This is a genomic window from Micromonospora fluostatini (genome assembly GCF_050410825.1).
Taxonomy (GTDB): Bacteria; Actinomycetota; Actinomycetes; order Mycobacteriales; family Micromonosporaceae; genus Micromonospora; species Micromonospora rosaria.
Genome location: NZ_CP191251.1, coordinates 2333631 through 2352600, shown reverse-complemented (window position 1 = coordinate 2352600; position 18970 = coordinate 2333631). Strand labels below are relative to the sequence as shown.

At 72.9% G+C, this 18970-nt stretch carries 17 protein-coding genes; 8 read left to right on the top strand and 9 right to left on the bottom strand.

Annotation, left to right across the window (positions count from 1 at the left end):
- Positions 1-32: 32 nt before the first annotated feature.
- A complete protein-coding gene (locus tag ACQUFX_RS10125; protein ID WP_428965742.1) occupies positions 33-1586 on the bottom strand; it encodes a ricin-type beta-trefoil lectin domain protein in 1554 nt (517 codons plus the stop codon).
- 236 nt (positions 1587-1822) lie between these two features.
- Here ACQUFX_RS10125 and ACQUFX_RS10120 point away from each other — a divergent pair, with 236 nt between their 5' ends.
- Entirely contained in the window at positions 1823-3187 is a 1365-nt protein-coding gene (locus ACQUFX_RS10120) for an alkaline phosphatase PhoX (RefSeq protein ID WP_428965741.1), read from the top strand.
- On the opposite strand, the gene ACQUFX_RS10115 is transcribed toward ACQUFX_RS10120, so the two are convergent.
- Positions 3165-4352, bottom strand: a complete 1188-nt coding sequence (locus ACQUFX_RS10115) for an FAD-dependent oxidoreductase (RefSeq protein ID WP_428965740.1) — start codon at positions 4350-4352, stop codon at positions 3165-3167. The genes ACQUFX_RS10120 and ACQUFX_RS10115 overlap by 23 nt on opposite strands.
- A gap of 275 nt (positions 4353-4627) precedes the next feature.
- On the opposite strand from ACQUFX_RS10115, the gene ACQUFX_RS10110 reads away from it, so the two are divergent.
- Positions 4628-5884 carry a Gfo/Idh/MocA family protein gene (locus ACQUFX_RS10110; RefSeq protein WP_428965739.1) on the top strand — a complete coding sequence of 419 codons (1257 nt, stop codon included), beginning with the start codon at positions 4628-4630 and terminating at the stop codon, positions 5882-5884.
- A 67-nt stretch (positions 5885-5951) separates the two neighbouring features.
- On the opposite strand, the gene ACQUFX_RS10105 is transcribed toward ACQUFX_RS10110, so the two are convergent.
- The 6 genes from ACQUFX_RS10105 to ACQUFX_RS10080 all read right to left on the bottom strand — a co-directional run bounded on the left by ACQUFX_RS10105 (position 5952) and on the right by ACQUFX_RS10080 (position 10978).
- On the bottom strand, positions 5952-6761 hold the full coding sequence (locus ACQUFX_RS10105) for an AfsR/SARP family transcriptional regulator (protein WP_428965738.1): 810 nt from the start codon (positions 6759-6761) through the stop codon (positions 5952-5954).
- Positions 6762-7088: 327 nt separating this feature from the next.
- A complete protein-coding gene (locus tag ACQUFX_RS10100; protein WP_428965737.1) occupies positions 7089-7997 on the bottom strand; it encodes an ATP-grasp domain-containing protein in 909 nt (302 codons plus the stop codon).
- Positions 7934-8707, bottom strand: a complete 774-nt coding sequence (locus tag ACQUFX_RS10095) for a beta/alpha barrel domain-containing protein (RefSeq protein WP_428966924.1) — start codon at positions 8705-8707, stop codon at positions 7934-7936. Before ACQUFX_RS10095 ends, ACQUFX_RS10100 begins: the two co-directional genes overlap by 64 nt.
- Before the next feature lie 370 nt (positions 8708-9077).
- Positions 9078-9557, bottom strand: a complete 480-nt coding sequence (locus tag ACQUFX_RS10090; protein WP_428965736.1) for a GNAT family N-acetyltransferase — start codon at positions 9555-9557, stop codon at positions 9078-9080.
- Between the two features lie 90 nt (positions 9558-9647).
- On the bottom strand, positions 9648-10811 hold the full coding sequence (locus ACQUFX_RS10085) for a helix-turn-helix domain-containing protein (protein ID WP_428965735.1): 1164 nt from the start codon (positions 10809-10811) through the stop codon (positions 9648-9650).
- Positions 10808-10978, bottom strand: a complete 171-nt coding sequence (locus ACQUFX_RS10080; protein ID WP_428965734.1) for a hypothetical protein — start codon at positions 10976-10978, stop codon at positions 10808-10810. The genes ACQUFX_RS10085 and ACQUFX_RS10080 overlap by 4 nt, the downstream gene beginning before the upstream one ends.
- A 71-nt stretch (positions 10979-11049) precedes the next feature.
- Here ACQUFX_RS10080 and ACQUFX_RS10075 point away from each other — a divergent pair, with 71 nt between their 5' ends.
- The 5 genes from ACQUFX_RS10075 (at position 11050) to ACQUFX_RS10055 (ending at position 14118) form a co-directional block, all read left to right on the top strand.
- Entirely contained in the window at positions 11050-11334 is a 285-nt protein-coding gene (locus ACQUFX_RS10075) for a hypothetical protein (protein WP_428965733.1), read from the top strand.
- Positions 11335-11632: 298 nt separating this feature from the next.
- Positions 11633-12547, top strand: a complete 915-nt coding sequence (locus ACQUFX_RS10070; protein WP_428965732.1) for a helix-turn-helix domain-containing protein — start codon at positions 11633-11635, stop codon at positions 12545-12547.
- 19 nt (positions 12548-12566) lie between these two features.
- A complete protein-coding gene (locus ACQUFX_RS10065; protein ID WP_428965731.1) occupies positions 12567-12740 on the top strand; it encodes a DUF397 domain-containing protein in 174 nt (57 codons plus the stop codon).
- Between the two features lie 77 nt (positions 12741-12817).
- Positions 12818-13339, top strand: coding sequence for a GntR family transcriptional regulator (locus ACQUFX_RS10060; RefSeq protein ID WP_428965730.1), 522 nt, complete (start codon positions 12818-12820; stop codon positions 13337-13339).
- A 2-nt stretch (positions 13340-13341) separates the two neighbouring features.
- Positions 13342-14118, top strand: coding sequence for a GntR family transcriptional regulator (locus ACQUFX_RS10055; protein ID WP_428966923.1), 777 nt, complete (start codon positions 13342-13344; stop codon positions 14116-14118).
- A gap of 124 nt (positions 14119-14242) precedes the next feature.
- Here ACQUFX_RS10055 and ACQUFX_RS10050 read toward each other — a convergent pair whose 3' ends face one another.
- The gene (locus ACQUFX_RS10050) at positions 14243-16222 is read right to left on the bottom strand and encodes a sigma-70 family RNA polymerase sigma factor (protein ID WP_428965729.1); all 1980 of its coding nucleotides are present in this window, start codon (positions 16220-16222) and stop codon (positions 14243-14245) included.
- A 132-nt stretch (positions 16223-16354) separates the two neighbouring features.
- On the opposite strand from ACQUFX_RS10050, the gene ACQUFX_RS10045 reads away from it, so the two are divergent.
- On the top strand, positions 16355-18922 hold the full coding sequence (locus ACQUFX_RS10045) for a S8/S53 family peptidase (RefSeq protein WP_428965728.1): 2568 nt from the start codon (positions 16355-16357) through the stop codon (positions 18920-18922).
- Positions 18923-18970: the final 48 nt, after the last annotated feature.

Genomic DNA, 18970 nt, shown 5'->3' with positions numbered 1-18970 from the left:
TGCGCGAGGGGTGGGCGCGGGCGGCTCGGCCGTCAGCCGCGCCGCCACTTCTGGTTGGCGGTGCCGGCGCAGTCCCACAACTGGAGGCGGGCGCCGTCGGACCCGTTCCACTCGACGATGTCGACGCACTTGTTGGCCTGCGGGTTGACCAGGTCACCGGCGGCGGAGAGGACGAACTGCTGGGCCGGGTTGCCGCTGCAGTTGGCGATCTGGATCACCGCGCCGTTGGCGGTCGACCCCCACGCCACGTCCATGCACTTGTTGTTCTGGGTGCGCAGGGTGCCGCCGGTGAAGGTCCAGGCCTGCGCGTTGGTGCCGTTGCAGTTCCACATCTGCAGCGGCACGCCGTCGGAGAAGTTGGAGTTCGGCACGTCGATGCACTTGTTGTTCCAGGTGCTGATGACCCGGCTGGTGCTGCCGCCGCCGGTGGTGGTCAGCGACAGTCCGTAGGCGCCGAGGATCTCGTTCACCGGCTGGTACCAGGTGGTGCCGCCGGTGGAGCAGTTGCCGGACCCGCCGGAGGTGACGCCCTGCGCCTGGTCGCCGCTGATCCACGCCCCGCCGGAGTCGCCGCCCTGGGCGCAGGCGTTGCTGCGGGTCAGGCCGGACACCGCGCCCTGCTGGTAGTTGACGGTCTCGTTGCGGCCGAGGATCGTGCCGCAGCGCCACCCGGTGGTACGGCCGGAGCGGCAGACCGAGCTGCCGATCGCCGCGTCCCGCGAGCCGGCCACGGAGACGGTGCCGCCGGAGTGGTTGTTGACCCAGGGCCGGGGCGTCCAGGTGCTGGTGGTGCGGACCCAGCCGTAGTCGTTGCCGGGGAAGGACGAGCCGGCCACCGTGCCCTGGGCGACGTTGTTGTACCCGAGCGTCGGGCTGCCCACCCCGCCGCAGTGGCCGGCGGTGACGAAACCACCGGCGACGGCGAAGCCGACGGAGCACAGCGTGTTGCCGTTGATGACGTACTGGTCGCCACCGCGGATGTCGTAGAGCGTGCGCGGCGCGTCGGTGGACTCGACGACGCGGACGGCGTCGGGGGCGACGCCGCTCGCGGCGGCGAACGCGCGGGCCTCGGCGGCGGCGCCCGGTGCGGCCGTCACGACGACGCTGTTGCCGGGGACGTCGACGTACCAGCCGTGCAGCCGCTGCGGGTCGGCCCGCGCGCGGTGCCGGTCGAGGGCCGCCTTGCCGGCGGCGAGGGCCGCCTCGGGCCGGGCGACGACGGTGGCGTCGGCCCCGGCGGCACGGACGGTGGACACGAGCGCCGGGTCGGTGACCGCCACGGTCAGCCGGTGGCCGCTCGACGGGATCCACGCGCCGGCGAAGGCGGCGCCGAGCCGGGCGCGCAGGTGCTTCTCGACGGTGGGCGCGGCGGCCTCGACGCGCAGGCGGTCGCTGACCTGCCGGGTGGTCAGGCCCAGGTCACGGCGGAGGGCGTCGGCCACCTGCGGGGCGAGTCCCGTGACCGCGGCCGGGTCGTCGGCGGGGGCCCCACCCGGAGTGCCGGCGGCGTGGCCGGGCGCCGGGGAGAGGCCGACGAGCAGGAGGGCGGCGACGGCGGTGCCGAGCGCGCGCAGTGGTCGAGGCATGGTCATCCTCCCGGTACGAGGAAGCGACGAGCGCCAGAGAGAGCGCTCTCTTCTAGCGAACTCTGTCGATAGCACCCGAAATTGTCAAGAGTGTTAACAGTTCTGCTCCGCCTGCCGGCGCCGCTGGGGACCCACCGGAGGCGGCCGCGCCGGGCCCGGTGGACGGGTACGCGCGCCGGGACGGCCGCAGGATTGATCAGCTACTATGGGCCGCCTCTCGAACGAAGGAGCAGGCATTGACTCTCGATCGTCGACGTCTCCTGGCGCAGTCGGGTCTGGTGGGGATGGGGGTCGCCCTGTCGGGCGCGGTCGACGCGCTCTTCACGGCGGACCCCACCCTGGCCGCCGGTCGGGGCGGGTACGGCGACCTCGTACCGGACCCGGCCGGTCTGTTGGACCTGCCGCGCGGCTTCCGGTACACGGTGCTGTCCCGGGAGGGCGATCCGATCCCCGGCGGCGCCGTCGCCGGCAACTTCGACGGGATGGCCGCGTTCGCGGGAACCGGCCGCGAGGTCCGGCTCGTGCGCAACCACGAGATCTGGGAGCCGGACTCCGCGCCGGTCGTCGCCCCCCGGGCGCTGACCTTCGACCCGGGCCCGGGAGCCGGTGGCGGGGTCAGCACCCTGGTCGTCGGCGCGCACCGCGTCGAGCAGCGGATCAACCTCGGCGGGACGTCGACCAACTGCGCCGGTGGGCTGACGCCCTGGCGGACCTGGCTGTCCTGTGAGGAGTCCGAGGTCCGCCGGGGCGAGGGGGGCCACGAGAGGGACCACGGCTGGATCTTCGAGGTCGACCCGTTCCGGCCCGCCCGCGACGAGGACCCGACCCCGCTCACGGCGATGGGCCGGTTCGCGCACGAGGCGGTCTGCGTCGACCCCCGCACCGGCGTGGTGTACGAGACCGAGGACTCCTTCGGTGGGGACAAGCACGGCTGCTTCTACCGCTTCCTGCCGCGCCGGCCCCTCGGCGGGTACGGCAGCCTGCGCGCCGGTGGACGGTTGCAGGTGATGCGGGTGCCCGGGGTGGCCGACCTCTCCGCCGTCCAGGAGCCCGGCACCACCTTCCGGGGCGTGCAGTGGGTCGACGTGCCGGACCCGCTGGCGACCACCGAGCCGGTGCGCCTGCAGGACTACGGCCCCCGGGGCGTCACCCACGCCCAGAAGCTGGAGGGCGCCTGGTGGGGCACCGACGGCGCGGCGTACTTCGTCTCCTCCTTCGCGCTGCGCTCGTACGGCTCGGCCGGGGACCACCTGGGTCAGGTGTGGCGGTACCAGCCGTCGACCGGGGCGCTGACCCTGGTGGTGATCTTCCACGGCGACCCGTACACGGATCTGTTCAAGACCCCGGACAACATCTGCATGACGCCGTTCGGGGGCCTGATGCTCTGCCAGGACGGGGTGGGGGACAGCTACCTCATGGGCACCACCGTGGACGGTGAGCCGTACCTGTTCGCCCGGAACCGGCAGAACATCGGCACCGGGGCCTCGCCCGAGTACGGCGAGTTCGCCGGGGTCTGCTTCTCGGACGACCGGCGGACGATGTACGTCAACTGCTACGAGCCCGGGACGACGTTCGCCATCACGGGGCCGTTCCGCCGGTAGCGAGGGCGACCCGGCCGGCGGCTCCGGGGCCGGCCGGGGCGGCCGGGAACCCGACCGGTCCCGGGCTCGACGGTGGTCGGCCCGGGGCGGCCGGGCCGTCGCCGGTCACCAGCCGGACCGCCTGCCGGGCCGCGTCGACGCAGGTCGCGATCTTGCCGGAGAAGATCGAGACGGTACGCTCGTCGAGCTGCCGCACCAGCGTCGGCCGGGCGTCGGTCCGGTCCAGGTACGGCAGCACACTGCGGACGGTGAACATCGAACCGTCGTGCCGCGCCTGCTCGAATCCCACGAAGAACTCCCGGCCGGCGGCCACGAAGGCGCGGAACCTGCTGTGCGCCGGGGGCGGATGCACGCCGTTGTCCAGCAGGCCGGCCACGGCCCGGGGGACCAGCGGCAGGACCCCGACCGTCGTCGCGTGGATCGCGTGCGTGACGTTGCCGACCAGGAAGAGGTCCGTGTTCGCCAACGGGTCGACGGACAGGAACGGGCCGTCGAGCACCACGACGCTGGTGCCCCGGTACGGCGCGGGCAGGCGCACCACCGGCTTCTCGCAGACCTCGAACTGGTACTCGTCACCCTGCCCGGGAATGCTACGGGCCAGGTGGTTGAGCCCGGCGTAGGCGGCGAGCGTGACGCGGTCGTGGTCGCGCAGGTCGGCCAGGGCGACCCGGTGCCGCAGCCGGACGTTCACCCCGGCGCGGCGCAGCCGCCGCCAGCAGATCCGGCGCAGCGTGTCGACGTCGAGTCCGTACTCCCGCACGCGCAGCGACACCTCGACCGACCGGCGGCGCAGAAAGGACGGCTGCTCCTCCCGGTATTCCAGGCCCACCTCGTCGCAGAAACGCAGGTACTGCTCGGCGGTGGTCAGGCTGCCCGTGCGCGCGATCGCCATGTAGTGGCGCTGGTCGGCCACGACCGCCTCGGAATACTCCTCCACGAAGGTCCGGACGCCCTCGACGACCTCACGGGCGGTCTCCGGGCTGCGCGGGTAGTGGTAACCACGGTGCAGCCGGCGCTGGTTGACGTTGCTGGCCCCGAGCAGCAGGTCCGCGCCCTGCTCGTACAGGGTGACGGCGCAGCCGGCGCGGGCGAGGTGCAGGGCGGCGGTGACCCCGAAGACGCCCCCGCCCACCACGGCGACGCGTGGCCCGGTGCGTACCGCCATCGCTGCACCCCCTGTCGACGCCACCGGCCGTCGCGCGTCACCGGTCGGCCCGCCACGACCCGGACGGTTTCGGCGGGACTCTATATCAGTATTTCGACCACCGGCCCTCGGAAATTGCGCGGATATGCGCGCGGGAGCGCCGCGTTATGCGCCGATTATGCGGGCCCGCCGAAGGGTGATGACGTGGTGTCCGGGGCTGCTTGAAGGCGTCGCCGACATCATCGTAGGATCGATTTCCGCCATTCACTGTTCGTCCATTCCCACCGGAGTGACTCGTGGAACTCCTCCGAACGGGTGACTCCGGGATCCGGGTCCCGGCGAGCCCGCCCGACCCGACCCGCGTCGCGCTGGTCGGCGCGCTCGGGCACGGTCTGCGGCACCGGCGCGCGATCGCGTCGCTGCGGGAGCGGGGCCTCGCCCGGCTGGTCGCGGTGGCGAACCGGCGGCCCGTCGCCCCGGAGGCGGACGCGCCGCTGGACGGGGTGGCCGTCTTCGACGATTACCGCCGCCTGCTGCGGGAGAGCGACGCCGAGATCGTCGTGGTCTGCACTCCGCCGCACACCCACCTGCCGATCGCCCGGGCGGTCGTCGAGTCCGGCCGCGACCTGTTGCTGGAGAAGCCGCCGGTGGTCAGCCCGGACGAGTACGCCGTCCTGGCCGCCACCCTGGCCCGCACCGGCGTGGCCTGCCAGGTGAACTTCCAGTCCCTGGCGTCACCGGCCCTGGCCCGGCTGGGCGCCGCCGCGGCGCGGGGGGCTCTCGGCACCCCGGCGCTCGTGTCGGTGGCCGGCGCCTGGTGGCGTCCGGACGCGTACTACCGGCGCTCATCCTGGGCCGGGCGGCGCGAGGTCGACGGGGTGGCCACCGCCGACGGCGCGCTGGGCAACCAGTTCGCCCACGCCGTGATGCAGTGCCTGGCCGTGGCGGAGCGGGTCGGCGGCCCGTACCGGATCGACCTCGTCGAACTGGAGCGGTACCGGACCCGCGACATCGAGGTGGAGGACACCGCCTGCCTGCGGCTGACCCTCAGCACCGGGGTCCGGATCCTGGTGGCCGTCTCGGTCTGCGCCGCCGACTTCGTCTACGGCGACCTGGCGGTGCACGGGGACCGGGGCACCGCCCGGCTGGAGTTCCCGACCGACCGGCTGAAGCTCCCCGGCGATTCGGAGTTCCGCACCGTCACCGGCCGGGTCACGATGCTGGAGAACCTCGTCGCCCACCGCCGTGACCGCACGGTGCCGTTGCTGGCCCCGCTGCCGGTCACCGCACCCGTGGTGGACCTGCTCGGCGTCCTGCACGCGGCCCCGGAGCCGGTGCTGGTGCCCCGCCGGCACCTGAGCCCGCATCCCGACGGCGACGGTCAGGTGCTCACCGGGGTCGTCGACGCGATCCGGGCCGCGGTGGCCGCCGGTGCCCTCTTCTCCGAGCTGGGGGTGGCGTGGGCCCGGCCGGCGTACCGGGTCACGCCGGGTCCGGCGGCCGGCCCGCCCGCGCCGCCGGCCCCGGCCCCGGCCCCACCAGCGGGTACGTGATCACCGGGGCGGCCGGTGACCGTCGCGCCCGGCACCGGTGCGCCGTGCCGGCGTGGCCGCTCCGTGCTCAGGCGGGGTCGGTGGACGGTTGCCGCAGCCAGGAGAAACCGCGATCGTCCAACGGCAGGTTCTCCGCGAGGATGCCCTGCTGGAGGTGCTGGAGGTCCTTCGTCGGTTCCAGGCCGAGGCTCTCGACGAACCGTCGCCGGGTCTGGCTGTAGATGCGCAGCGCCTCTCCCTTGCGGTAGGAGCGGTACAACGCCAGCATGAGCATCCCGGCGAACTCCTCCCGGAAGGGGTGGGCCGACAGCAGCGGTCGCAGCTCGGCGACGGCCTGCTGGTACTCGCCCAGACCCAGCCGGGTCTGGGCGAGCAGGTGGTGCGCGCCCAGGCGCAGTTCGTCCCAGTACAGGGCCCGGTGCTCGATCTCCATGCCGAGGGTGGCGCCCTGACCCAGCCGGCCGCGCCACAGGCCCAGGGCGGCCTCCAGGTGGTCGCGGGCCTGCTCGAGGTCGCCCCGGACGGCGGCCTGCCGGCCCTGCTCCGCGCGGTCCTCGAAGAGGGTCAGGTCGAGTTCGTCGCGCCGCACGTGCAGCCGGTAGCCGGCCGGCGCGGACCGCAGCCGGTAGCCGAATCCGTCGGCGCACGCGTTGAGCAGCTGACGGCACCGGGCGGCGTACTGGCGCAGGTTCGCCGCCGCCGAGGCGGGGCTGCCGGCCGGCCAGAGGGCGCGGACGAGGTCCTGCCGGTCGACCGGCACGTCGGGCTGCACCAGCAGCGCGGTGAGCAGGCTGGCGGTCCGGCCGTTGGGGGTGTGCACGTGCCCCAAGTCGTCGACGATCTCGACGGAGCCGAGTACCCGGAACTGCACCCTCATCACTCCCCGTGGCGATCGGACTGGTCGGGGCCGCCGCCGGCCGGACCGGACGCCGACGTCGGAGCCGGTCCACGGGGAACCGGCGGTGCTGCCCCCGGAGCACGGGTGGAGTGCGGCGACGTGACCCGACGGCCGCGACGACGCGCCGCCCGGACGCCCAGGATAGCCCTTTCCTGAGTGGATCGGCGACCGGTCGAGCACGATGGACGGTGATCTTCGCCATCGACGCGGACCGCTTCGTCTGTCGGCGACGACGACCCGCGCGGGCCGGTGACCGGCGGGGGACGGCGCCCACACCGGCCCGCCCGTCGACCGCCGGACGCCCCCTCAGCGGCCGTACAGGCCGTCGCGCTCCCACCGGCGCACCGTCCGGTAGTCCCGCGCCACCTCCGCCGGGTCCTCGGCGGCGAGGTAGCGGAAGCCGGGCGCGCTGATCAGGTCGACGGTCTGCGGCAACGCCGCGCCGGGCACGCCGTGCGCGGCGACCGCCACCGCCGTCGGCAGGTCGCGCAGGCGCTCGCACCAGTGGGGCGCCTGGGCGGCGACCCGGGTCGGGTTGATCAGCGAGACGTTGCGGACCGAGGCCGACCAGCGCGGCGCCCGGTCGTCGAAGCCGGCGAACCCGACCGGGTCGACCAGGCACTGCACCTGCAACGACGTCTGGGAGACCCCGGAGAGCTTCGCCACCACGTCGGGCAGCGTCGCCCCGCCCAGGCGGGCCCCGGTCTCGATCAGCACCGGCCCCCGGTCGGTGAGCATGACCTCGGTGTGCGCCGCCGACGAGCGGACGCCCACCGCGTCGAGGACGGCGAGGACGAAGTCCCGGATCGGCGCGGCCGACGCCGACCCCGGCTCGACGGGCTCCTCGTAGTCGTAGATCGGGGCGCCCGCCGGACCGGGCCGCTTGGTGTATCGCCACACCTCGGCGACGCGGTGCGTCCCGTCGCGGGAGACGCTGTTGACGTAGAACTCGGTCCCGACGAGGCGTTCCTGCACCAGCACCCGCCGGTTGGGGACGCGGTACAGGTTGCGCGCGGCGAGCACCTCGGCGCAGGCCGCCCGGACCTCGTCGACGTCCCGGCAGAACCGCACCGTGTCGGTACCGGCGCTGTCCACCGGCTTGACCACGGCCGGGCCGCCGAGCGCGGCGGCGTACCAGGCGGTCGCGGCGGCTACCGTGTCGAAGGCCCGGCCGGTGGGGGTGGCCAGCCCCGCGGCGCGCGCCGCCTCGACCATCGCCGCCTTGTCCCGCCGGGCCAGGACCGTGGCGATCTCGTTGCCGGGCGTGCAGCAGCGCGTCGACCAGCGCCCGCTGCTGCGGGGTGAACAGGTCGGCGAAGCCGGGCTCCTGGACGAGGGCCAGGGTCAGCTTGTTCTCCGCCACGTACCGGGCGCCGAACGGGTTGACGTGCACCAGCGCGGTGTCCCGGACCGCCCGCTCCCACCGTGTGACAAAGTCGCTCCACCAGGTGCGCGCCCGCCTCGACGCAGGCGGCGATCACGGCCGCGATCTCGTCCTGTTTGCGCTCGCTGACCCGGGTCAGGTTGGTCGCCACGGCGAGCCCGGTGGCGCGGGCCGCCTCGACGTAGGGGGCCGCCGTGGCGACCGCGCCGCTCGGCACGAGCACCCGTACCATCGACACCCCGCAGCCGGGCAGCTCGGCGATCCGGGACACCGGGACCTCACCCGGTCGGACCATCACGGTGAGCTGTGGACGGTCGGCCACGGCGGCGAGCGCGTCGAGGTAGCCGGGGGGACAACTGGCGCTGGGCCGGTGCGGCTGGTGGGCCTCCCGCAGGTATCCCACCTCGACGTACGGGACGCCGGCCGCACCGACGGCCCGGACGATCGCCTCGGCCTCCCGCGTGGTCCAGCTGTGTCCGTTGACGTAGCCGCCGTCGCGCAAGGTGACGTCCAGCAAAGTGATGTCGCATTTCGATTTCACCACGTGGCCCCGGCATCCTTGTTGATGGTTGTGGCCCAATGCAACAGGAGAGGGAATTCCGGAAATCAGGAATGCTCGCAGATCAGGATGGACCTCGACCAAGGTCGATGCAAGTGTGTTCCACGTCACAAGCGCATCGACGATTGCTGATCAATTTGTCCAATTTCGGCGCCCCGTTGTCGTGGTGCCTGACGGTGAATCGACCCGCCTGCGAAACATTTGCACCAACGTGGAAACAAGCAGCCCGCCCGCGCGAGCGAGACCGACCTGTCCGAGGTGGTCGCCCCGGTCACCGTCGTGGCGGCCGGCCGGCGACCGGGCGGCCGGTCCGGCGACCACGGGGGCGAGAGAAGCGACGGCCGTGCCCGCGTCAGCGGTCCGGCTGACGGTGGTCTCGAAGATCCCGGACGCCGACGATCTGGCCGCCGCTGCGCTCGCCGGTCGGCCGGAAACCCAGCTTCAGGTAGAACTCCTCGGGCCCACCGGCGCGGGATTCCCAGGTGACGTACGCCCGGGTGCCGCCACGGGCACCGATCTCCGCGCAGACGGCGGCCACGGCGAACGAACCGTAGCCCTTCCCTTGGGCGTCGGCCGCGACGTTCAGCCGCCAGAGACCGGAGCGCAGATCGTCGGGGTCCCGGTCGGGATTCCACGGGATGTCGAGGAAGGCCATCAGGAAGCCGACCAGCCGGTCACCGTCGTAGATCAACCTCGGCCAAGCCCGGTCGGCGAAGACGTACGCCTCGGCCAGCGACGTGACCACCGGTGCGACCAGGTCCTGCTGGTCCGGACGTACGGAGAGCGCGAGCGCCGCCTCGTAGTTTCGCGGAGTGACCCGCTCCAGCCGCATGCGGTGGACTTTAGGAGACGAGCGCCTGCCCGGAAACCGGATTATCCCGCCCCACCGATTGTCACGTGCCTCCCCACCACGGCTTCGTCGTCATGCGCCGGTCACCCGGGCGGCTTCGGCGAGTGCCACCAGGTGCGGGTCCGGGGAGGGGGACCTGGCCAGCACGTCGGCCAGTACCGCCCGCCCGGCGGGTCGTACCCGTACCTCCGTCGGGGCGAGCCGGTCGGCGTCCCGCAGCGCCCGAGACGCCCCGCGAGGGTCGCCGGCCGCCAGGTACGCGCCAGCGACGTCGAGCAGGTACGCGGCCCGGTGCTCGATCGGCAGGTCCCGCCATCCCGGCTGTGCGGTCAGGGTCTCGTGCAGGTCGACGGCGGCCCGGTGGTCGCCGAGCGCAACTGTGGCGGTGACCTTGGCGGCGTCCACTGCGGCCCGTCCCGGTTCGTCCGGCTCGGTCAGCGTGATGGCGTCGTCGAGCAGGTCCCGCGCGGTCGGCGGGTCGCCGTGTTCGGCTGCGGCCTGGACGAGCAGCGCCGCGCAGGCTGAACGTTCGGCGGCCGTACCCGGGTCGTCGGTGAGCGGGGCGACCTGGTGCGCGGCGGTGATCGCCGTCTCGAAGGCGGCGCGGGGGCGGCCGGCGGCCCTCAGCGCCTGTCCGAACGGGACCGCCGCGACGGCCCCCAGCATCGGATCGTCGGTGGCGGTGGCGACGGCCAGGGCCCGGTCTGCGGCGAGCCACGCCAGTTCCGTCGCGCCCAGCTTGACGGTGACCTGGGCGGTGAGCCGGTACACCTGGACGCGCTGGTCAGCGGTTATGTCGTGGTGGTGGGCGTCGTCGAGCAGGCCGGGCAGCAGCCGCAGCAGCGCCGGGTACCGGGCGTGCTGGTATGCGGCGTCGGCGTGGGCGAGTCGGAGTTGGTACCGGTCCGGGTCGACCGGGGCGCAGCCCTGCGGCGGCAGCAGTCCGGGGTGGCGGGTGAGGGCGGCCCGGACCGGATCGAGGGTGGCGGCCTGCTCGTCGGCGGGGTGGTGGGGTGTGAGCGGGGTGGCCTCGCCGAGGAGGAGGTCCGGGGTGACGTCGAGGGCGTCGGCGACCTCCCGCAGCACGGACCACCTGTCGAGTCGGCGTACTCCTCGATCGACCTTGTCGACCCAGGACTTGGACTTGCCGAGTCGGTCGGCGAACATCTGTTGCGTCAGTCTCCGCCGCGTCCGCCAGTAGGCCACTCGTCGGCCGACCGATGGTTCGCCGTTCATCGTTGCCGCCGCCGCTGCCGATCGGGTACGGCATGGGTGGTGTCGTCGAGCGGGGTCCGTTCGGCTTCGGCCTGGGCGAGGATCCGCTGCTTGGCGGCTTCGTGCTCGGCGGCCTGGATCTCTGCTCCGGTGGGCCGGTCGCGGTCTTCGCGGGTACGTCTGATCATCGCCACCCCTGGTGTGTTCGCCGTGCTGAAGGTGCGGGGCTGCTCGGCGGGGACAGTGTCCGGACGCCGGCGTGGTGGACGAAGAGTTCTCGTCGGGCGATCGCGTCGCCGTGCTGGTCGATCTGGTAGCCGTCGAGCCACCGCCACCCGTGGTAGGTCGGCTCATCGAGGACCCGGATCAGGCGGAACATGATCGGGGTGCCGAACTGGACGCTGGCGGCTCGGGTGAGGTGGAGCAGGTCACCGGCTTTGAGTCGGGCTACTGCCGGCGGTACCGACGCCATGCCGTGATCCGGGTACGTGCGACCCTGACGTCCGGGCACCAGTCGCTGTCCGTGCAGTGCGGGCAGCGGTGATGGCGGTGGTACTCCAGGACGTACCAGGCCTGCTGGATCAGGTGGGGCATCCGCCGCGCCCTCACGACCAGCACCCCATCCGATGCTTGAACCGCCACAGCGTTCGCAACAAGCCGCCGCGTGTTGGGTGCATCTGTTGTCGTGTCGGTGGCAACAGATGCACCCGGTGCTTCGCATGCCGAGCCATGGGACCTCCCGAGACGTAACCGCTTCCATTCAGAGAGTGACAAACCATATCCGGGAAGTCTAGACTTCCATGGAAGATTTCCATGGACGAAGAAGATTCGCCCCGCCTTCCTTGATCTCGCTGGTGGAGAGGAGAAAACTGGCGGTGTTCACGACCCTGGAGGTAGACGTGGCGAGGGCAAGCGGCCCGACGATCGCGCGATGGCAGCTCGGCCGAGAGTTGCACCGACTCCGCGAAGCATCCCGCATCTCGCACAAGGAGATCGCGGCAGAGCTGGGCTGCTCGGAATCCAAGGTCTACAAGATCGAGTCCGGAGACGTCGGCGTCAGCCGGGCCGACGTAATCGTGATGCTGACGCGGTACGGAGTTGACGACGACCGCATCCGGGAGACCGCGCTGGACCTTCAGCGGCAAGGCAAGGAGCGCGGCTGGTGGGCGAAGTTCGGTCAGCTTCCGAACCCGTACAGCATGTACATCGGGCTGGAGTCCGCCGCGACGGCGGTGCGGAACTTCGAGCTGGCCGCCGTGCCGGGCCTCCTTCAGACCGAGCGGTACGCCCGAGCCATCTTCGACCAGCAGCGGATGACCGAGGCGGCAGCCGAGCGGGAGAAGCGACTTCAGGTACGCATGGCGCGACAGGCGTGCCTCACCGAGGAGCCACTGCTGCACCTCTGGACGATCATTGACGAGAGCGCACTTCACCGTGAGGTGGGCGGGCGCGAGGTGCTCCGGGAGCAGCTTCTCCACCTGGTCGAGATGAGCAAGCGCGACAACGTCGACATCCAGGTCTTGCCCTACAGCGAGGGTGCCCACCCGGGGATGCTCGGCTCGGTCGCCATCCTGGAGTTTCCGGAGGACGTGCACACCCCGGTCGCCTACGTCGAGAGCTTCGCCGGTGACGTGTATCTGGAGCGGGCGGAGGACATGCGGCGGGTTACCCTGGCGTACACACACCTGCACAGCTCGGCCCTCAGCTCAACGAGGTCTCGTCAACTGATGGCCGAGGTGGCCAGGAGCCTGGCGTAACAAGAAGGAGGGGACGGCCGTGAAGCCGACGTGGCGCAAGAGCAGCAAGAGCCAGAGCAACGGCCAGTGCGTCGAAGTGGCGGATCTCCGCGACGCGGTCGCCGTCCGGGACAGCAAGGACAAGGCTGGCCCCGTGCTGGCCTTCGACCCTCGGGGCTGGCGTACGTTCGTCGACTCCCTCAAGAGCAACTAGCCCGACCTGCGTGACGTGCCTCGACTTCCCTCGCCGGAGCCGGGGCACTTTCGCTATCCAGGGACGGAGCCGGCAAGATGCAGCAGAACAGCACGTCAGACCGCTACGTGACTCCTGGTGGCGGTGACACGTGGGCACAGGAGGCAGCCTCGACAGGTCAGCAGGGCACCCAGCGCATCACCGCCGCCGAGGAGATTCCCGCGCCGCCAGAGGTCGCCGACGCCTTGCGCCTGACGCCGAACGCGCCTGTCGTGCTCCGACGGCGCGTGATGCTGCTGGATGGCCGTGCCGTCGAGCTGACCGACTCCTACTACCCGAGCGGCATCGCCGCCGGCACACCGCTGGCCGACCGCGCCAAGATCCCCGGGGGCTCCGTCACCCTGCTCGCCAGCCTCGGTCACACCCCCGACCGCGCGGTGGACGACATCACCGCGCGCCTGCCCACCCCCGAGGAGCAGCATGAACTCCGCATCTCCGCGCGGGACCCGGTGATCGTGCTCACCCGGCTCACGGTCGACGCGGCCGGCACCCCGTTCGAGTACAGCGTCATGACCATGATCGCCGCCGGCCGGCACCTCCGGTACCAGACCGGGGCGTGACCATGCCCCGACCCGGCAAGGACCCGCGTTCCCGTCACCAGCAGATCGCCGCCGACCTGCGGGCGATGATCCTTTCCAAGGACCTGCCGCCGGGCAGCAGGCTGCCGAGCACCGCGCAGTTACAGCAGGAGTACGGCGTCCCCAACCAGACCGTGCAGAACGCCGTCGCCGTCCTCAAGCGTGAGGGCTACGCCGACAGCGCGCCGGGCAAGGGCGTGTTCGTCCGGGAACGACCGCAGCACGTCGTCACACCAGCCGCCTTCATCACCCCTGCGCCGGCCGGGCAGCCGTACCCCTGGCTCAGTGAGGCCGAACGGCGCGGGCTCACCGGATCGGTCGACCTGCTGCACGTCGCCGAGGTGGTCCCACCCGCCCAGGTCCGACTCGCGTTCGGCCTCGGCGACGGCGACGTGGCGGTGCTGCGCAAGCAGCTCATGCGACTCGACGACGAACCCGCCGAGCTGGTGCACTCCCACTATCCGGCCGACATCGCGCGCGGGACCGCGCTCGCCGAGACGCGGCGCATCAAGGGCGGCACGCCGCGCGCCCTCACCGACCTGGGGATCACGCCCCACGAGTTCGTCGACCAGCTCTCGACGCGCCCGCCGACCCCCGAGGAGTTCACCACCCTGGAGCTACCGCCGGACATCTCGATCATGCGGACGTTCCGGGTCGTCTACGCCGACGGCCGCCGCCCGATCGAGGCGACCGTGATGGTGAAGGCCGGACACATGTACGAGGTGCAGTACCACCACGTCGTGCACCCAACCTCTGGGTAGCGCTACCGCAGGCATCCGTCGGTGCAAAGACCTTGGAGGATTTCGGCCCCCGGAGGGGCCGTTTCCTTCCAAGGTCTACTCAGGATCGTCAACGGTCAGGTCGCCGTCGCCACCAATCCACCTGTCAGCCTGGTCGGACGCACGGATCGGTGACCGTGTACGACGGGCTGCTGGCCGTCCGGCCGTCGGTGGCGGTCGCCCGTACGCTCCAGGTCACGGCCGAGGCGCGGAGCCGCCCCACGGTGGCCCGCGCGGACGAGCCGTCCACCGTCATGGCCTGGCTCGACGGGGCACCCCCGGCCGGCGTCCAGCGCACCTGCGCGTCGTCGAACGCGGCGCTGCCGGTGGCCCGGACGACCAGGCTGTAGGTCTCCGCGCCACAGCGGACGTGCGCGCTCGCCGCCACCGTGAACGCGGCGGCGAGCTGCGGCGTGGCAGTCGGTCGGGGCGCGGTCGGTCGGGGCGTGCCCGGCCGCGTGGTCGGTGTGGCCGTCGGGAGCGGCCCGGCGGCCGTTCCGTCGCCGTCCGGTAGGGGACCGGGTGGGACCGAGCCGTCGTCGCTCGGCACGGCACCGGGCGGGGGACCGGGGACGGCGGGCGTGCCGCTGGCGTCGGCCGGGCCGGGCGCTGGCTCCGACCGGTCCACGGGACCGGCAGCCGGCCCGGTGTCCGGCGGGGTCGCCGATCGGGCCACCGGCTCGCCGGCCGGTGCGCCGGACGTCGCCGGCACCTGCTCGGCGGTCGGCCGACCGGGCCCGATCGCCCAGGTGCCGGCCAGGGCGAGGAGTACCAGCAGGCCGGCGGTCGCGGCCCCCCGCCGTCGTCGCCGATCGCGCTTCGTCGCCGGTCGCGTCGTGGTAGCCGCCGCCGTCGCGCGCACCGGCCGGGGCGTGCGGCGGGCCGTCGCGCCGTCTGTCGTGACGGCCGTGACGGACGGTTCGCCCGGTCCCGCTGCCACCGTTGCGGCATTCCCGGCTCCGTGCGCTTCGGCGGTCCCGCCGCCCTGCGCTGCGGGACCACCTTCCGCCCCGCCTCCTGGCCCGGCGGTCGCTCCGTCTTCCGGGCCCGGGGGCCCGTCTCCCGGGCGGTCGTTCAGTTCGGCGGCCCGGCCGTCCTTCGATTCGTCGGTCGGTCCGGAGGGGGCCGTGCCGTCGGGCGGGCCGACCGGCTCGGCAGAGGAGGACGGTGCGGTCGCCGCCTCTGCCGGCGGCTCGATCCCGGCTCGTCCACCGGTCGGGCCGGCGACCGGGTCGGTGGCCAGCGGGTCGACCGTGTCCCGGCCGTCCGGCACGGGACCGGCGGCGTCCGGCACCGGGCCGACGGCCCCGTCGGTGCCGGCCAGGCGCGGCCACACCGACTCGGCGACGACGAGGAACGCCGGTGCGGTGTACGCGGAGAGCAGGGCCGCCGGGCTGAGCTGGTCGCGGCGGAGCAGGGCGCAGCCGGCGCACCCGTCGATGTGTCGGGAGACCCGCTTACGCAGGATCGGGGTGAGCCGGCCCTGCCAGCCGTCGAGCAGGTCGGCCAGGACCGGGCAGTCCCGGCCCTCGCTGCGGGCCACGAGCAGCGCGCCGAGTGCCCGTTCGAGCTGGGCGCGGGCCCGGGACAGCCGGGCGTGCGCGTGGTTGGCGGGCACCCCGAGGGCCGCCCCGATCTCGGCGGACGACAGGTCGTGACGGATCGCCAGGTGGACCACCTCGCGGTCGCCGGGGTTGAGGGCGGCAGCCGCCGCGTGCACGAGGGCGCGTACCTGGTCGGCGTTGACGCCGCTGGCCGGGTCGCCGGTCTCGGCCACCGGTTCGTCGGCCTCCTCCAGCGGCGCGGCGCGGGCCCGCTCCCGCAGGTGCCGCAGGCACTCGCTGCGCACGATCGCGTACAGCCAGGGCCGGAGCCGGTCGGGGTCGCGAAGCTGGTCGATGCGCTGAGAGGCCAGGAGGAACGCGTCGTGGACGGCGTCGGCGGCGGCCTCCGGCTCGCGCAGCATCACCCGGGCGTACGTGTACAGCCGGTCGGCGTACCGCCGGTACATGCCCTCCAGACCGGCGCGGTCGCCCCGACGGACCGCCTCGACGAGGGTCCTGTTGTCCTGTGCCGCCGTACCCATCCCTGACTCCCACCCGCTCGTCGACCGTCCTCAGTAAAGCGAAGAAAAATTTCCCCGGGAACTTTCTGTTGGCATGCCGACCCGGCCGCGCTCCTACCGGTGTCAACACACAGCGACCCGGAGGACAGACCCATGACACCGATCCGTTCCGCCCGTCGACCGGCCACCGGCCGGCGCCGCTTCCTGATCGTCGCCGTGGCGGCGGCGCTCGCCGGCGGACTCGTCCCGCCCAGCGGGGCGGACGCCGCCGCGCCGGCCGCCACCGCCCCGACCCCGAGCACCAGCACCACGCCGGGCAGCACCAGCACCACGCCCGGCAGCACCAGCACGACGCCGGGCAGCACCAGCACGCAGCCGTTGACCGTCCGGGTCGATCCGGGCCTGACCACGCCGAGGCTGCCGATCGACCCCGTCGGCCGGCTCGGCACCGACCGGCAGGTCGGTGTGGTGGCCGGACCCGACGGCAGGCCGGCCGGCCTGGTGCTCGACGAGGTGATGGTGCGGGTGGGCGGACCCGCCGAACTGGACGCCTTCCTGGCCCGCTGGGGCGGCCAGGTGCTCGACTCGTTCCCGCCCGACGAGCAGGGACAGGACCACCTGGTCCGGGTGGACGCCGCCCGCGCCGACCCGGCGGGGCTGGTCGCCGACCTGCTCGCCGCCGAGCCGCACCAGTCCGGTACGTACCGGGTCGGTGACGAGCGGGCGCTGCGCCTGCTCGCGCTGGCCGCCGCCGAGTGGCGGGCCGGCACCGAACTGGTCCTCGACTGGCTGGTGGAGCCGACCGGCATCACCGACGGCGAGGTGTTCGAGGCGCCCGACATCGCGACGAACGTCTTCGACTGGTCGTTCATGCGGGCCGGCGGTGCGATGGACACCGGCGTCGCACCGGCGTGGCAGCTCCTCGAGGCCAAGGGCAAGCTGACCAAGCAGGTGAAGTACCTGGTGCAGGACGGCGGCTTCCAGAACAACCCCGACTTCCCGACCAAGGTGTCGCTGCACAAGGCGGAGTGGGGCGAGACCAACCTCAACGACTGCACCAACGGCGAGCCCTGCCCGTGGCACGCCACCAACGTGGTGCTCGCCGGGATGGGCCGGGTCGACAACGACTACGGCACCGCCGGACCGGCCGGGCCGGTGGTGGAGGAACTGGTCGCGGTACGCAACGGCCTCGACTACTGGACGGTGCTGCGGCGGCTGGAGAAGGTCGCCGAGCAGACCCGTCCGGACGTGGTCAACCTGAGCTTCACCCGCGACGTGAACATCGGTACGGACTGGGCCCGTAAGTGGACCGACCGGCGGATGAAGCACGTGCGGGACACCGGTGCGCTGATCGTCGCCGCCGCCGGCAACAACGGCCAGAACGTCGACACCGGCACCCTCTGGGTGCCCTGCGAGAGCACCCACGTGATGTGCGTGGGTGGGATGAGGTCGAACGCCACGGTCGCGGGCGACTCGAACTTCGGCACCAGCGACGTCCCCACCTCGGTGGAGATCTACGGCCCGATGTGCGTGCGGGGCCTCGTCGACGCCGGCAACCCGTCGGACGGCACGACGACGCCGGACTCCTGCGGCACCAGTGTCGCCGCGCCGTTCGTCGGCGGGGTCGCCGCGCTGGTGATGGCCGCCGACCCGGACCTGACCGCCACCCAGGTCCGCGACCTGCTCAACGACACCGCCCACGTCGGTGGGCTCGGCGCCAAGGTGACCGGCAGCCAGCGCCGGATCGACGCCCTGGCGGCGGTCGCCGCCGCGCTGGGGGTCAAGGTCGGCAAGCCGACGGTGACCATCAGTACGCCGAAGACCGCGCAGAAGTTCGGTGTCGGCCAGTCCGTGGACCTGTGGGGCACCGCGACCGACTTCCTCGGCAAGGAGATCCCGCTCACCTGGACCAGCAGCCGCGACGGGGTGGTGGCCACCGGGTCGAAGACGTTCGTGCCGGCGCTGTCGGCCGGTACCCACGTCATCACGGCCAGCGCCACCGACAGTCTCGGCCGGACCGGCTCGGCGGCGGTCACCGTCACGGTGGTCGACGGCCCGACGACGGCGGCCATCGTCTCGCCGCCGGCCGGGCTGACCATCGCCGCGGGACAGTCCGTCGGCCTGCTCGGCACCTCCCACGACCCGGACACCTTCGGCCCGGTACCCGACGCGGAGGCGTCCTGGACGGTCCGGCGGGGCAACACGGTGGTCCTGCAGAAGACCCACCACCAGGCGCTCCTGCCGGCGGCCACGGTCACCCCGGGGACGTACACGGTGACGTTCACGGCGGGCGGCACCAGCGTGCAGCGCGCCTTCACGGTCACCTCGGTGCCGGCCGGGCAGTCCCGCCCGACCGCCACGATCACCAAGCCGACGCAGGCGCTGACGATGACGACGATCGGGTCCGGGGTGTCGGTCGCGCTCGCCGGCTCCGGCACCGACGCCGAGGACGGCGCGATCTCCGGTACCCGGTACCGGTGGACCGCCTACGGCGACGGCGGCGTCACGAAGGTGCTCTGCCAGGGCAGCGCGGTGCCCACCGGCGGCCCGATCGACGACAAGGTCGTGCCGAAGAGCTGCGCGTCCTTCACCGCCCAGTTGGACACGCTGGACAGCGGCAACACCACCACCACGTGGTCGGTGTGGCTGGAGGTCTTCGACTCGACGGGGCTGGTCGGGACCGACTCCGTACCGGTCCTGATCCAGCAGGTCACGCCCTGACCCACCGTCACCTGTGGTCCCGCGCCGGTTCGCCGACGCGGGACCACG

Excerpts from the sequence above, each read along its gene's own strand:
- ACQUFX_RS10125 (WP_428965742.1), bottom strand. The coding sequence starts at position 1,586 with ATGCCTCGACCACTGCGCGCGCTCGGCACCGCCGTCGCCGCCCTCCTG.
- ACQUFX_RS10115 (WP_428965740.1), bottom strand. The coding sequence starts at position 4,352 with ATGGCGGTACGCACCGGGCCACGCGTCGCCGTGGTGGGCGGGGGCGTC.
- ACQUFX_RS10105 (WP_428965738.1), bottom strand. The coding sequence starts at position 6,761 with ATGAGGGTGCAGTTCCGGGTACTCGGCTCCGTCGAGATCGTCGACGAC.
- ACQUFX_RS10100 (WP_428965737.1), bottom strand. The coding sequence starts at position 7,997 with ATGGTCGAGGCGGCGCGCGCCGCGGGGCTGGCCACCCCCACCGGCCGG.
- ACQUFX_RS10090 (WP_428965736.1), bottom strand. The coding sequence starts at position 9,557 with ATGCGGCTGGAGCGGGTCACTCCGCGAAACTACGAGGCGGCGCTCGCG.
- ACQUFX_RS10085 (WP_428965735.1), bottom strand. The coding sequence starts at position 10,811 with ATGAACGGCGAACCATCGGTCGGCCGACGAGTGGCCTACTGGCGGACG.
- ACQUFX_RS10080 (WP_428965734.1), bottom strand. The coding sequence starts at position 10,978 with ATGATCAGACGTACCCGCGAAGACCGCGACCGGCCCACCGGAGCAGAG.
- ACQUFX_RS10060 (WP_428965730.1), top strand. The coding sequence starts at position 12,818 with ATGCAGCAGAACAGCACGTCAGACCGCTACGTGACTCCTGGTGGCGGT.
- ACQUFX_RS10055 (WP_428966923.1), top strand. The coding sequence starts at position 13,342 with ATGCCCCGACCCGGCAAGGACCCGCGTTCCCGTCACCAGCAGATCGCC.
- ACQUFX_RS10050 (WP_428965729.1), bottom strand. The coding sequence starts at position 16,222 with ATGGGTACGGCGGCACAGGACAACAGGACCCTCGTCGAGGCGGTCCGT.
- ACQUFX_RS10045 (WP_428965728.1), top strand. The coding sequence starts at position 16,355 with ATGACACCGATCCGTTCCGCCCGTCGACCGGCCACCGGCCGGCGCCGC.